The 12,926-nt window shown below is 70.1% G+C and carries 11 protein-coding genes and 1 tRNA gene; 9 read left to right on the top strand and 3 right to left on the bottom strand.

The features are described from left to right. The first annotated feature begins 369 nt into the window (after positions 1-369). Both WMF45_RS21680 and WMF45_RS21675 read left to right on the top strand, forming a co-directional pair. Positions 370-444: transfer RNA gene (locus tag WMF45_RS21680), tRNA-Gly, on the top strand. A gap of 175 nt (positions 445-619) precedes the next feature. Beyond that, complete coding sequence (locus tag WMF45_RS21675) at positions 620-1,783, top strand: AAA family ATPase (RefSeq protein WP_012236471.1); 1,164 nt, start codon at positions 620-622, stop codon at positions 1,781-1,783. Here the strand turns inward: WMF45_RS21675 and WMF45_RS21670 are convergent. From WMF45_RS21670 to WMF45_RS21660, 3 genes are all read right to left on the bottom strand, one after another. Continuing rightward, positions 1,695-2,954, bottom strand: a complete 1,260-nt coding sequence (locus WMF45_RS21670; protein WP_437718762.1) for a pseudouridine synthase — start codon at positions 2,952-2,954, stop codon at positions 1,695-1,697. The genes WMF45_RS21675 and WMF45_RS21670 overlap by 89 nt on opposite strands. A 226-nt stretch (positions 2,955-3,180) precedes the next feature. Then, positions 3,181-3,960 (bottom strand): hypothetical protein, encoded by a 780-nt coding sequence (locus WMF45_RS21665; RefSeq protein WP_437718761.1) that lies wholly within the window; start codon positions 3,958-3,960, stop codon positions 3,181-3,183. 1 nt (position 3,961) lies between these two features. After that, positions 3,962-4,777, bottom strand: coding sequence for a hypothetical protein (locus WMF45_RS21660; protein ID WP_437719561.1), 816 nt, complete (start codon positions 4,775-4,777; stop codon positions 3,962-3,964). A gap of 363 nt (positions 4,778-5,140) precedes the next feature. On the opposite strand from WMF45_RS21660, the gene WMF45_RS21655 reads away from it, so the two are divergent. From WMF45_RS21655 to WMF45_RS21625, 7 genes are all read left to right on the top strand, one after another. After that, entirely contained in the window at positions 5,141-5,350 is a 210-nt protein-coding gene (locus WMF45_RS21655) for a ribbon-helix-helix domain-containing protein (RefSeq protein WP_012236467.1), read from the top strand. Between the two features lie 253 nt (positions 5,351-5,603). Continuing rightward, entirely contained in the window at positions 5,604-7,406 is a 1,803-nt protein-coding gene (lepA, locus tag WMF45_RS21650) for a translation elongation factor 4 (RefSeq protein WP_437554314.1), read from the top strand. 80 nt (positions 7,407-7,486) lie between these two features. Then, positions 7,487-8,134 carry a hypothetical protein gene (locus WMF45_RS21645; protein WP_437718760.1) on the top strand — a complete coding sequence of 216 codons (648 nt, stop codon included), beginning with the start codon at positions 7,487-7,489 and terminating at the stop codon, positions 8,132-8,134. A 23-nt stretch (positions 8,135-8,157) separates the two neighbouring features. Continuing rightward, a complete protein-coding gene (locus WMF45_RS21640; protein ID WP_437718759.1) occupies positions 8,158-9,600 on the top strand; it encodes a M16 family metallopeptidase in 1,443 nt (480 codons plus the stop codon). Further along, positions 9,597-10,961 carry a M16 family metallopeptidase gene (locus tag WMF45_RS21635; RefSeq protein WP_437718758.1) on the top strand — a complete coding sequence of 455 codons (1,365 nt, stop codon included), beginning with the start codon at positions 9,597-9,599 and terminating at the stop codon, positions 10,959-10,961. Before WMF45_RS21640 ends, WMF45_RS21635 begins: the two co-directional genes overlap by 4 nt. Positions 10,962-11,295: 334 nt before the next feature. Beyond that, positions 11,296-12,291 (top strand): collagen-like protein, encoded by a 996-nt coding sequence (locus tag WMF45_RS21630; protein WP_437718757.1) that lies wholly within the window; start codon positions 11,296-11,298, stop codon positions 12,289-12,291. A gap of 65 nt (positions 12,292-12,356) precedes the next feature. Beyond that, positions 12,357-12,881 carry a hypothetical protein gene (locus WMF45_RS21625; protein ID WP_437718756.1) on the top strand — a complete coding sequence of 175 codons (525 nt, stop codon included), beginning with the start codon at positions 12,357-12,359 and terminating at the stop codon, positions 12,879-12,881. Positions 12,882-12,926 lie beyond the last annotated feature (45 nt).

Here is a 12,926-nt window from a genome sequence, read left to right as displayed (position 1 = left end):
GGACCTGCCTGGTCGACCCAGGCCAACCAAGAGCGCGCCGAGTGGCGGGCACCCTTATGATGTAAGAGCGCCCCACACGGTGCCGCTGTCGCGAACGCGAAGGCTTCTGTGAGCGGCACCGTTCGCGGTGCTGCTTGGCGAGCCCCCTCGCTCGCAATGGCCACACAATACTCGACCAGAGCGGCCGTGCAACCTGCCGGCGACGGAAGTTTTGAGGTTTTGTTGTTGAGAGCTTGACTCCCACCACGCCGATTGGTACTCATCCGCCACGCATCGACGGAGCGAACCTCCGGTGATGACCCGGCGCGAATCAGGATTTTTCTGACAAACGCCTTCAGATGTGGTTTCTGAATTAAGTGATTGACATCTGCGGGAGTAACTCAGTGGTAGAGTGCAACCTTGCCAAGGTTGACGTCGCGGGTTCAAATCCCGTCTCCCGCTCCACGACATAGGCTCTGCGACAGCGAGCAGACCCTGCGAGGCCGGTGTGACCCACCGGCCTCTGTGTTTTGTTCAACGTTTCGCTCAACGTTTTGCTCAACCGCTCGGCGCGGTGGCGTCGTGGGAACGCACGGGGCGATGTGCCAGGCGGCGGGCCTGTGATACGAGGATTCGCCTCATGTCCGCTCCGCTCCACGAGCGCCTGCGCCTGCTTGCCCATAGCCTCGAGCGGCAGTTCCTGGGCAAGGACGAGATCATCCGCCTGCTCATGATCGCGGTCGTCGCGGGCGAGCACTGCGTGCTCCTCGGCCCGCCGGGGACCGCGAAGAGCGCGCTCATCCGCACGCTCGCCGAGCTGATGCAGGCCCGGTACTTCGAGTACCTGCTCACGCGCTTCACCGAGCCGAACGAGATCTTCGGCCCGGTCGACATCGGTGCTTTTCGCGAGGGGGTCTACCGCCGGAACACATCGGGGATGCTCCCCGAGGCGGAGATCGTCTTCCTCGACGAGGTCTTCAAGTCGAACAGCGCCATCCTGAACGCGCTGCTCACGCTGCTGAACGAGCGCAAGTTCGCGAGCGGCGGCCAGGTGCTCCGCTGCCCGCTCATCAGCGTCTTCGCTGCCTCGAACGAGGTGCCCGGCGACGAGACCCTGACTGCGATCTTCGACCGCTTCCTCCTGCGGGTGCAGTCCGACAACCTCGACGCCTACCACTTCAGCGAGCTGCTCCAGCGCGGCATCCAGCAGGAGATCCGGCACATGGCCGGCGAGCCGCTTCGCCCGCTCGTCGCGGCGCGCGAGCTCGCCGAGCTCGGTCGAGGGTTCGGCGCGCGGATGAACTTCGGCGATGCGTTCCTATCGGCCTACAAGGGGCTGGTGTTCCAGATCCGCGCCGAAGGGATATCGCTCTCGGATCGTCGTGTCGTGAAGATGCTCAAGCTCTTCGCGGCGAGCGCTTACCTCGATGGCCGCCAGACGACCGACGCGAGCGACTTCTTCGTGCTCAAGCACATCTGGAACAACCAGGATCAGGCGGCGATCCTCGAGGGCATCGTGCAGCCGGTGCTCGAGGCCTTCTTTCGCGAGCATCCGGATCGCCGCCGCGTCGGCGCACTCGGCGTCGGCGTGGAGGCGCTCGCCGCGGAGATCGATCGGATCCGGCAGATCCTCACGGGCGGCGCCTCGCTCGGCGACGTCCAGCTGTTCAGTCAGCTGAAGGCGCTCGGCGAGATCAAACAGGCGCTCGCCGGCATCAACGACGCTCGCGCCCGCGAGCTCGAGGCGCGCGTGTCTCAGCTGCTCGAGGCTTCGTTTCGGAGCGGACGCTTCGCGCAGATCTAGCGGCGCCCTGTCCGGGCGTCGCCGGCGCGGCGACGTCCGTCCTGGAGCGAGCCGTCCTCCCAGCCGGGCTCCGGGCGGGCGTGCTCGGAGGGGCGTCGGTCCTGGAGCGAGCCGTCCTCCCAGCCGGGCTCCGGGCGGGCGTGCTCGGAGGGGCGTCGGTCCTGGAGCGAGCCGTCCTCCCAGCCGGGCTCCGGGCGGACGTGCTCGGAGGGGCGTCGGTCCTGGAGCGAGCCATCCGCCCGGCCGGGCCCTGACCAGGGGCGCTCGGGGCGTCGGCGTTGGCTCTGGAGCGAACCCTCGGCTGTGTCGGTCCCCGGCTGCGCGCGGCCGCACCAGCGGCTTCCGGTGCAGGCCGAGGTGACGTCTTCGCGCCGGACCGGACCGAACTGGCCGTGCGGCGGTGGTCGACCGGACCCGACGACGCGCCCATCATCGCGCCGCGGATCCGCTTGGGCACGCCGAACGCCTCGCGGATGTGGAGGAGCTCATCCACCGTCAAGGCGCGCCACTCTCCCGGCCGGAGTCCTTCCGAGCTCACGCCGGCGAACGTCGTCCGGGCCAGGCGCATCACGGGCCAGCCGGTCGCCTCGCCCATGCGCCGGATCTGCTGGTTGCGGCCCTCGCGGAGGGTCACCTCGAGCCACGTCTTGTCGCCCTCGTGGCGGAGCAGCCGCGCCTCGGCTGGCAGCGTGACGCCATCCTCGAGGCGGATCCCCTCGCGCCACGGCGTGAGATCGTCGTCGCTCATGACGCCCTGGACCTTCAGGACGTAGGTCTTCGGGACGCCGCCGCGCGGATGGAGCAGCGCGTTGGCGAAGTCGCCGTCGTTCGTCATGAGGAGGATGCCGCTCGTCGCGAAGTCGAGCCGACCCACGGGGTAGAGCCGCGCGCCCGTGCCGCGCACGTGGTCGGCGACCGTCGGGCGCCCCTCGGGATCGCGCAGCGTCGAGACGACGTTCCGCGGCTTGTGCAGCGCGACATAGACCGGCGCCTCGGAGACGAGGCGCTTGCCGTCGACCTCGATGCGGTCCTTTTGCCGGTCGGCCTTCAAGCCGAGCTCGGTCACGACGCGCCCGTTCACGCGCACCCGCCCGGCGAGGATGATCTCCTCCGATGCGCGGCGCGAGGCGACGCCGGCGCGCGCGATGATCTTCTGCAGACGTTCTTCCATGGTGTGCTCGGGCCCTACGCCGACGCGATGGTGTCGGCCGACGGCACTGATAAGCACGCTCCTCGCGCCGCGTCGACCGACCTGGGCGGTACGCTGCTGGGATCCGAGGGCGGCGCCGGCGCGCCTGCGCTGGCGAACGCCTGCGGCGGCAGGAGCACCTGTGCGCGCCTGCGCGGTCAGGGCAGGGGGCGAGGTTGACCCCACCTCGGCTCGAAGGAGGCGCGCTCTATTTCTTCTTGTCGCTGGGGGGCGCCGCGCTCCCGCTCTCGCCCACGGCCTCGTTTGCCTTGTCCGCGGCCGCCTGATCTTCCGCAGCCTTCTTCGCGGCTGCAGCGGTGGCCTCCTCTTCTTTCTTGCGCTCGTCGTCCTCGAGGCGGCGCTTCAGCTCGTTGTCGTGATCCCACCGATCGACCCGCTCGTCGGCGTCGATGTCCACGCCCATCCGCTCGAGCCGCCCCATGCGGTAGATCTCCCAGACGTCCGGCTTGCCGTCGCGGTTCGTGTCGCGCTTGACGCGCGCGAGCTTGCCGCCGCTGTAGTACTTCCACTCGTCGGGGTTGCCGTCGCGATCGGAGTCGACCTTCACCTCGGCCAGCCTTCCGCCGGCGAACGTGAGCCATGTGTCGATCCGGCCGTCGTAGTTCGAGTCGGACTCCTCGTGAAGGCTCTCGCCCTTGTCGTTGTACTTGCGGACGACGTCCTTCACCCCGTCGAAGTTGGTGTCGATCTCGCGGCAGACGAGCGCCCGCTGGCGGTCTTCGCCGGTGCCCACGATCTGCCAGACGCGCCTCACGTTGGGCTGGATCGCGCCTGGCCCCGCGGTCTCGCTCGTCTCGCGATCTTCTTTGCCCTTCCAGTCGCACATCGAGCGATCGTCGATGCTGCCGTCGGCGTTGCGAGCCGCCTCGACCCTCGGCGCCTTCGCGCCTTCGAACCCTGGATCCGAGCCGCACGCCGCGCCGAGCAGGCTGAGCGTGGCCAGCGCGATGAGCGCTTGTCTCCTCATGTCACGGTCCCTTCTTGGCGGCCGGCTGGCCGGGCACGGAGCCCGCGGGCGCGGCGCTCGCCGCCGTGGCCGCGCCCGCGACGGGCGCCGATGTGGGCGCGGCGGTCGTCGATGCAGCCGCGCCCGCGGCGGGGGCAGCTGCGGCGTTCGGCGCCCCGGCGGCCGCAGGCTGCCCTGCGCCCGCCCCACCCTCCGGGGGCGTGGCGCCGCCCGGCGGGGGCACGGGCGCTCTCGGCGCGCCGTACGACTCGGCGCAGAGATCCACCACGCTTCCGGGATCGGCCTTGCCGTCGGCGTTCTGATCCCTCGCCACGATCGCGCACTTCGCGTCGTTCGGGTTGTTGAACTGCCACCACTGGTCGACGATCCCATCGCCGTCGGAGTCGCGCTCGCGGCGCGCGAGGCGCGGACCCTCGTAGTAGTCCCAGGTGTCGAGCTTGTCGTCGAAGTTGGTCTCGCGCTCCTTCAACACGACGACGCCGCGCTCGTAGTGAGCGATCTCGTCCGCTCGCCCGTCGCGGTCGAAGTCCGATTCGCGCCGCCGTTCGACCCCCTTGGCGTCGTAGTAGATGAAGGCGTCGATCGCGCCGTCCAGGTTCAGGTCGACGACCCGACAGACCTCCCGGCCGTCTTGCTTCACGTGGATGATGTCGGGTATCCGGTCGCCGTTCACATCGACCTTCTCCGCAGAGGCGGAGTCCTTGTCGCAGGGCTCGTGGACGACCGCCGTGTCGCGTTCGCTGGTGGAGCCCTTCGCGCTCGAGGGTTCCGGCGTCGAGGACGCGCAGGAGGCGAACGAAATGGTGATCAAGGCCACAAGCGAGCACCTGGACGACCGCCAGGTGAGCGGGAATCGCGTCATCAAGAGATTCCTCCGGCCAGCCCGGAACCCTCGGGACAGAAGCTCGACGCGCCGGGCGAGCCGTCCCGACGCGGACCAGCTTCAAGCCGCAGTCTAGACCGCGGCCCGCGCGCACATCAAGAAGCCCCACTAGACGCTGACGGAGGCGACGGACGTGACGGACGTGACGGACGCGACCCGCGGCCCAGCCCGGCCGATACCCGAACCCCGGCGAGCGCGGTGGCGCCATTCCGATTGACAACATACGTACCGGCATCTAGGGTAACGTCTTGTCAGTCGTACCCTTCGAGACTGGCGGGTTACCCTCCCGGGCGTGACATGTCGCGGAAGAAAGTCTCGACGACCATCTACATCACGCCCGAGCAGGCCGAGCGGCTGAAGATCCTGCACGAACGCACCAAGGTCCCGATCGCGGTCTACATCCGCGAAGGGATTGATATGGTCCTCAAGCACTACGAGCACGTGCTGCCAGGGCAGATGTCCCTGGAGAGCCCGCCGGTCGCCGCGCCGCCGATCCCGAAGAAGTGACCGGCGCCGGGGGCCGCAAGGCTCCGGGCCTGGGATGCTGGGCGCCGGTCGCTCGTGGATAGCTTCGCGGCGCGGGTCGCGCTAGGAGCACGCACGCCGCGGTCCACCATTTCCCGCGGCGCTCGTAGAGCCGCGCGCCGCGGCTCGTCCCCCCGAGGGGCCCGGACGTCCCCGTCCGCTCCCTCGCATCTCGGTCGAGGCCGCGCGCTGCGGCCGCTAACGCTGGTCAGGTCGCCGCGCCCTGAAGCTCGCTATGCCTGTTGATTCCAAGCTCATCCGCAACTTCTCGATCATCGCCCACATCGACCACGGCAAGTCCACGCTCGCCGACCGCATCCTCGACGCGACCGGGGCGCTCACCGCCCGCGAGCAGAAGGAGCAGTTCCTCGACAAGATGGACATCGAGCGCGAGCGGGGGATCACGATCAAGGCCCAGACCGTTCGCCTGGATTACACCGCGAAGGACGGGCAGACGTACCGGCTGCACCTCATCGATACGCCCGGGCACGTCGACTTCAACTACGAGGTCTCGCGCAGCCTCCAGGCGTGCGAGGGCGCGCTCCTCGTCGTCGATGCCACCCAGGGCGTCGAGGCGCAGACCCTCGCGAACGTCTTCCTCGCCCTGGACAACAACCTCGCGATCCTCCCGGTCCTCAACAAGATCGACCTCCCCTCGGCCGACGTCGAGCGGACGACCCGCGAGATCGAGGACGTCATCGGCCTCGACTGCTCCGGCGCCATCCCCGCCAGCGCCAAGACGGGGATCGGCATCGCGGAGATCCTCGAGGCGGTGGTCGCGCGCATCCCGGCGCCGAAGGGCGACCTGAACGCGGCGCCCCGCGCCCTCATCTTCGACAGCTGGTACGACAGCTACCGCGGCGCGGTCGTCATGGTGCGCGTCGTCGACGGCATCATCAGGAAGGGCCAGAAGGTCCGCTTCATGGCGACCGGCCGCGACTACGAGGTCACGGAGATGGGCGTGTTCACGCCCCACGCGACCGCCATCACCGAGCTCGGGCCAGGGGAGGTCGGCTTCCTCGTCGGCAACATCAAGAGCGTCGTCGACACGAAGATCGGCGACACGGTGACCGACGCCGTCCACCCCGCGACGACGCCGCTTCCCGGCTTCAAGGAGGTCAAGCCGATGGTCTTCGCCGGGATCTTCCCGACGGACTCGGCCCAGTACGAGGACCTCCGCGACGCCCTGTCGAAGCTGCACATGAACGACGCCGCGTTCGTCTTCGAGCCCGACACCTCCGAGGCGCTCGGGTTCGGCTTCCGGTGCGGCTTCCTGGGCCTGCTCCACATGGAGATCATCCAGGAGCGGCTGGAGCGCGAGTACAACCTCGACCTCATCACGACGGCGCCGAGCGTCGTCTACCACTGCTACCTGAACGACGGCTCGATGAAGTCGATCGAGAACCCCGCGAAGCTCCCGCCGCCGAACCTCACCGATCGCATCGAGGAGCCGATCTTCCGGATGACCGTCCACGTGCCGTCGACGTACGTCGGCGCGGTCCTCGCCCTGTGCCAGGAGCGGCGCGGGGAGCAGAAGTCGATCCAGTACGCCTCGTCCGACCGCGTGATCATCACCTACGACATGCCCCTCAGCGAGGTGCTCTTCGACTTCCACGACAAGCTGAAGAGCGTGTCGCGCGGCTACGCGTCGATGGACTACGAGCTCGTCGGGTACCGCGCCGACGATCTCATCAAGCTGGACATGCTGGTGAACGGCGACCCGCTCGACGCCCTGAGCGTCATCGTGCACCGCGACAAGGCGTACGCCCGGGGCCGGGACCTCGCGGTGAAGCTCAAGGACATCGTGCCGCGCCAGCAGTACGAGGTCGCGATCCAGGCGGCGATCGGGTCGAAGGTCATCGCGCGGACGACCGTGAAGGCGATGCGCAAGGACGTGACCGCCAAATGCTATGGCGGCGACATCAGCCGCAAGCGCAAGCTCCTCGAGAAGCAGAAGGAGGGCAAGAAGCGGATGAAGATGGTCGGGAGCGTCGAGATCCCGCAGGAGGCGTTCCTCGCCATCCTGAAGATCGACTGACGCGCGGGGGCGCTGGTCACCGCGCGCCGCGCGGCCACGCGAGCGTGGCGGCGCGCGGCGCGCGCTCGTATAAGCCGCCCATGCAGCCCGCCCCCGTCCGGCCGCGCGAGCTCCGCGCGGCGTTCCCTGCCTTCGCCCTCGGCCTCGGCCTCGCCGTCCTCGCGTGCGACGATCAGCGCGCCACGGCGCCTCAAGCGTCCGCCTCAGCCTCCGCGCCGTCGGGCGCAGACAGCGCGGCGCCGGCCCCGAGCGCCGCGGCGTCCCCCGCGGCCATGGAGGCCGCGAAGCGGGATTTGCCGCCGCGGCCGATCCCGATCGGGTCGAGCGGGCCGATCCAGCCGAGCGCGCCGGCGGAGCAGCAGATGATGGCGATCCAGTACACGCTCGCCATGGTGTCGCCGCGGTCGACCGACCCGCTCGTCGACAAGGCCTACCTCGAGGGCATCCTGCCGAAGCTCGCCGCGGCGGTGCGCACCGCCGACAAGGGCAAGACCCCGCCGAACCCCGTGAAGGCGGCCAAGGGGAACAGGAAGATCGAGGTCGACATGGGCAAGGGGTGCACCGAGCGCACCCCGTCCAACCTGCTCGCGCAGCGGGCAGGCTCCTCTCTGAAGGAGGCGTACGACGCGGGGATCCTCGTCGTCTCCTGCCACGACGACCGATGGGAGTGCCACCAGTCGACGCGGGATCCGAGCGACGTCCTGTGCCACGCAGCGCCGCGGCGCTGAGCGTGGTATGGGCTGCGCCTGCCATGCAGGAGACGCTTGCCTACTCGGTCCCCGGCGCCAACGCCCTCCCTCGAATGGGTCCGCTCGCCGAGATGCTCGTCGAGCTGAACCGCGAACGCCCGCCGCTCGCCCGGCTTCACCACGACGCCACCGTCGCATTCGGTCCGACGATGCGCGTCGAGCGCTTCGCCCTCGGGAACGGGCTCAAGGTGCTCGTGCTCGTCGACCCCTCGGCGCCCGTGGTCTGCCTGCAGACCTGGTTCGGCGTCGGCTCGCGCCATGAGCGCGTGGGCAAGACCGGCATCGCCCACCTCTTCGAGCACCTCATGTTCGGCGAGACGGAGAGCGTCGCCCACGGCGCCTTCGACCGGATGCTCGAGGAGGCCGGCGCCGAGACGAACGCGGCGACGTTCCTCGACTGGACCTACTACCACACGAACCTGCCGAAGGACGCGCTCGCGCTCACCCTCCGCCTCGAGGCGGAGCGCATGGCGCGGCTCGTCCTCCGCGATCCGCAGGTGTCGAGCGAGAAGGAGGTCGTCGCCAACGAGCGGAGGCAGCGGGTCGACGACGACGTCGACGGGGCGGTGAGCGAGCTGCTCTACAAGGAGGCGTTCACCGCGCACGCCTACGGGTGGCCGACCATCGGCTGGATGGAGGACATCAAGGGCTTCACGACCGAGGACTGCGTCGAGTTCTACCGGACGTACTACGCCCCCAACAACGCGGCGCTGGTCATCGTCGGCGACGTCGCGCTCGACGAGGCGCTGCGCGGGGTGCAGGACCACTACGGCGCGCAGGAACCGTCGAAGATCCCGGTCGAGGAGGTGTGCCCCGAGCCGCCGCAGGTCGCGGAGCGCCGCGCCGAGGTGGTGAAGCCGACCGCCACGCACAAGGTCGCGATCGGCTATCGCTCGCCGGCGCTCGGCGATTTCGACCACGCGCCCCTCGCCCTGCTGAACGAGATCCTCTTCTCCGGGCGGTCGTCGCGCGTGCACCGGGCGCTCGTTCAGGAGCAGGAGATCGCGAGCGAGGTCCGGGGCTGGGTCGGCTCGTTCCGCGATCCTGCGCTCTACGACATCTATCTCTCGGCCCGCGGCGAGCACACCGGCGAGGCGCTGCTCGCGGCCCTCGATCCGCTCCTGGAGGCGGTGCGCCGCGCCCCCGTTACCGAGGCCGAGCTCGATCGCGCGAAGGCGCGCATCGAGCTCTCGGTCCTGCAGGGGCTCGAGACCGTCGCCGGCAAGGCAGAGCAGATCGGCTTCTACGAGACGGTGCTCGGCGATCCCGCGGCCCTGTTCGAGCGGCTCGCCGCCTACCGGCGGGCGACCGTGGGGGATCTGCTGCGCGTGGCGCGGCGCTACCTGGTGAGCTCGGCGCGGACGGTGATCCACGTGATCCCGGACGGGACGAGCGACGAGGACGACGAGGACGGGACGGACGCGGAGAGCGAGGAGGCATCGTGAGCCAGAGCGTGAAGAGCAGCCTCGCCTGGGGCGCCGAGGGGCAGGGCAGGGGAGCGACGGGCGGTCGCGTGGCGCCCCGCGACGGCGCGGTGCTCGTGGAGACGAGCCACGCGCTCCCCATCGTCAGCATCGTGGTCGCGTTCGCCTCCGGCTCGGCGCACGATCCGGCCGGGCGCGAGGGGCTCGCGCGCATCACGGCGCGCATGCTCCGCCGCGGCGCGGAGGGCTACAGCGCGAACGAGATCGAGGAGACGATCGACGCGCTCGGCGGGGAGTTCGGCACCGACGTGGCGACGAGCGCGACGACGGTGCATTTCGAGGTGATCAAGCGCTCGCTCGATCGGTTCGTCGAGCTCGGGGCCACGCTCCTCGCGCGCCCGACGTTCTCGCCGCCGGAGCTGGCGCGGCTCCTGCGCGAGGCCGAGGCCGAGCTCATCGAGGCGCGCGACAGCGATCGCTCGCTCTGCAGCCGCGCCTTCCGGCGGACCCTGTTCGCCGGGCACCCCTACGGCCGCCGCACCGCGGGCACCATCCCGACGCTGCGGGAGATCACGCGCGACGACGTCGCTGCGTTCTATGCGCGGCACTACACCCGGCGCAACGCGATCGTCGCCATCTCGGGCGACATCGAGCCCGATGAGGCGCACGGGGTCGCCGAGCGCCTCCTGTCCGGCCTGCCCGAGGGAGAGGCGATCCCGGATCCGGTGAAGGATCCCGGGGCGAGGCCGGGGCGTTGCCTCGTGTTCGTCGACAAACCCGAGCGGACACAGACGCAGATGGTCATCGGCGGGCTCGGCACCGACGCCCACGACCCCGATCACATGGCGCTCCTGGTCGCGAACACCGCCTTCGGAGGCACCTTCTCGTCGCGGCTGATGCAGGAGGTACGCGCGAAGCGTGGCTGGTCCTACGGCGCCTCGTCGCGCGCGGGCTTCGATCGGCACCGCGACGCGTTCACCATGTGGACCGCGCCCGCGGCGCAGGACGCCGCCGCCTGTCTCTCCCTGCAGCTCGGGCTGCTCGAGGCGCTGCGGCGCGATGGGATCACCGAGGACGAGCTCACGTTTGTGAAGCGCTACCTCGTCCGCTCGCATGCGTTCGAGATCGACACCGCGAGGAAGCGCGTCCACCAGAAGCTCGACGAGCTCCTGTACGATCTGCCGGATGGGTACCACGAGACCTACCTGAAGCGGATCGAGGACGTCACGCTCGAGGAGGCGAACGCCGCCGTGCGGCGCCGGATCTCCGAGGACGATCTCGTGATCGGCGTCGTCGGAACGCACGAGGAGATCGGTGAGACGATCGCCGCGGCCGTCCCGAGGCTGGCCGAGGTGAAGGTCGAGCCGTACGATCTCGAGTAGCCGGCGCCGTACCGAGGGCGATCACGTCGCGGCGCGCAGGCCGCGAGACCCGGGCGCGCGCCGTCTCGGGCGATCTGGCCCCGCGGCGGCGAGGCCTCGGCGCTGGCGACGCCGGCGGCCTGTCCGGGCGGCGTCGGACGACCGGGAGCGCGATCGGAACCGCCCGTCGGTCGCTGGCATCCAAGGCGCTGCTCCTTCGCGAGATCGTGGCAGGGCTCGCGGCCCGCTCCAGGATCACCGGCGCATCCGGCCGCGATCGCTCAGCGCGCGCGGCGGGATGCCTGCCGCGGCGCACCTTGCGCCGGCTCGCGAGGGCGAACGAGGGGAGCTCGCGATGAAGGCACGAACCATCCACGCGCCGGTCCTTGCGGCGGTGACCGCGCTGTCCGGGCCCGCTGCCGCGGCGGTCCCCGTCACGATCACCCACCAGGGTCGCCTCTTCGATTCGGTGGGCCAGCCCATCGACGACACGCTCGACGTGGTGTTCGCGTTCTACGACGCGCCCGACGCGCCCGTGCCCGTCTGGAGCGAGCTCCACACCATCACGTTCGACCAAGGTTATTTCTCGGTCGACCTCGGCGAGATCGCGCCCGTCGACAAGCCGGTCTTCGACGGCGCGGCGCGCTATCTGGGGATCACCGTGGGGGACGACCCCGAGATGGTGCCCCGCGCCAAGATCGCGAGCGTTCCGTATGCGCTCCAGGCCAGCAACGTCGCGGGGGACATCACGCCGAACTCGATCTCCATCGGCGGTCGCCTCGTCGTCGACAGCAGCGGCGTGTGGGTCGGCGATCCGATCGGCCTGCAGGGCGCGCCGGGACCGGCGGGCCCGCCCGGCGCGGCTGGCCCGGCCGGTCCGAGCGGTCCGGCTGGGCCGCCTGGCCCTGCCGGGCCCCCGGGTGCGCCGGGGGCGGAGGGGCCGCAGGGACCTCCTGGTGTCATCTCGAGCACCTACGTTTCCGGCGCCGGTGCCGCGCCTCAGAAATCGCTGCAGTTCCTGGCTGCGCCCGCGACCGTGAGCGTCACCGCCTCGGGGCAGCGCGTCGTCGTCGTCTCCAACAAGGCGCTCGGCGCCGCGTCGACCCCCGCGGACCAGCTCCACCTCTGGATCTGCTCTCAGCAGCTCTCGCCTCTCGGGGAACTCAGCCCAGAAGGGACGGGCGTCTATGCGGTCCAGGTCCCGGCGCACACCCGCATCGCCATGGGGCTCAGCGCAGTGCTGTCGCCGCCCCCAGGCCAGTACAGCGTCGGCCTCTGCGGGAAGTCCGATAGCCCCTTCTGGACCAACAACGACTATTCGTACACCTCCGCTGTCGTCTCGATGCAGTAAGGTCGGGCTGGGCGGCCAACCTCGCGCGCCGCGAGGCGCGCGGCGCCTGCCCTCCGCTCGCCACCATGCAGAAGGAGCTGATGACCCCCGCGGCGATCCTGCTCGGCAGCCTCTTCATCGCAGCAGGGCTCTACCTCGGGCTGCAGCGTCCGCCGCCGCCGCCTGCGCTTCCGTCGGCCAGCGTGGAGGCCTCGACAGCACACGCGGGCGCGCTGCCTGCGACCGCGGGCGCGCCCGCCCCGCTGCCTGCGCCCCACCCCGCGTCGTCGGCAGGAGCCTCACCTCTGACGAGCGAGCTCTACAAGCGTGCCGAGGGGGATGCCGCCAAGGAGCTCGAAGCGCGCCGGTCGCTCTTCGTGAAGCAGTGCTGGGAGCCTTCGCTCAGGAAGAACCCGGCTCCAGCGCGCGCCAGGTACATCTTCAACATGACCTTCGATGCGTCCGGGAACGAGATCGCCCGCGGCATCAGCGAAGTGCGAGGGATGGATCGTCCCGATGCGGCGCAATGCCTCCGGATGATGCCGCTGGGGCTCGTCGTGTCGCCGCCCGGAACGCGCGTCTCCGTCGAGATCGAGATGACCCTGCCGTGAGCGCGCCGTGGCTGTGAGCGCGCCCTCGCCACGGAGGCCGTGATG

The organism is Sorangium sp. So ce448, assembly GCF_051520915.1.
GTDB classification, from domain to species: Bacteria; Myxococcota_A; Polyangia; order Polyangiales; family Polyangiaceae; genus Sorangium; species Sorangium cellulosum_B.
The sequence above is the reverse complement of the archived record's forward strand: the minus strand, read 5'-3'. Positions and strand labels throughout refer to the sequence as shown.

Excerpts from the sequence above, each read along its gene's own strand:
- WMF45_RS21675 (WP_012236471.1), top strand. The coding sequence starts at position 620 with ATGTCCGCTCCGCTCCACGAGCGCCTGCGCCTGCTTGCCCATAGCCTC.
- WMF45_RS21670 (WP_437718762.1), bottom strand. The coding sequence starts at position 2,954 with ATGGAAGAACGTCTGCAGAAGATCATCGCGCGCGCCGGCGTCGCCTCG.
- WMF45_RS21665 (WP_437718761.1), bottom strand. The coding sequence starts at position 3,960 with ATGAGGAGACAAGCGCTCATCGCGCTGGCCACGCTCAGCCTGCTCGGC.
- WMF45_RS21655 (WP_012236467.1), top strand. The coding sequence starts at position 5,141 with ATGTCGCGGAAGAAAGTCTCGACGACCATCTACATCACGCCCGAGCAG.
- lepA (WP_437554314.1), top strand. The coding sequence starts at position 5,604 with ATGCCTGTTGATTCCAAGCTCATCCGCAACTTCTCGATCATCGCCCAC.
- WMF45_RS21645 (WP_437718760.1), top strand. The coding sequence starts at position 7,487 with ATGCAGCCCGCCCCCGTCCGGCCGCGCGAGCTCCGCGCGGCGTTCCCT.
- WMF45_RS21640 (WP_437718759.1), top strand. The coding sequence starts at position 8,158 with ATGCAGGAGACGCTTGCCTACTCGGTCCCCGGCGCCAACGCCCTCCCT.
- WMF45_RS21630 (WP_437718757.1), top strand. The coding sequence starts at position 11,296 with ATGAAGGCACGAACCATCCACGCGCCGGTCCTTGCGGCGGTGACCGCG.
- WMF45_RS21625 (WP_437718756.1), top strand. The coding sequence starts at position 12,357 with ATGCAGAAGGAGCTGATGACCCCCGCGGCGATCCTGCTCGGCAGCCTC.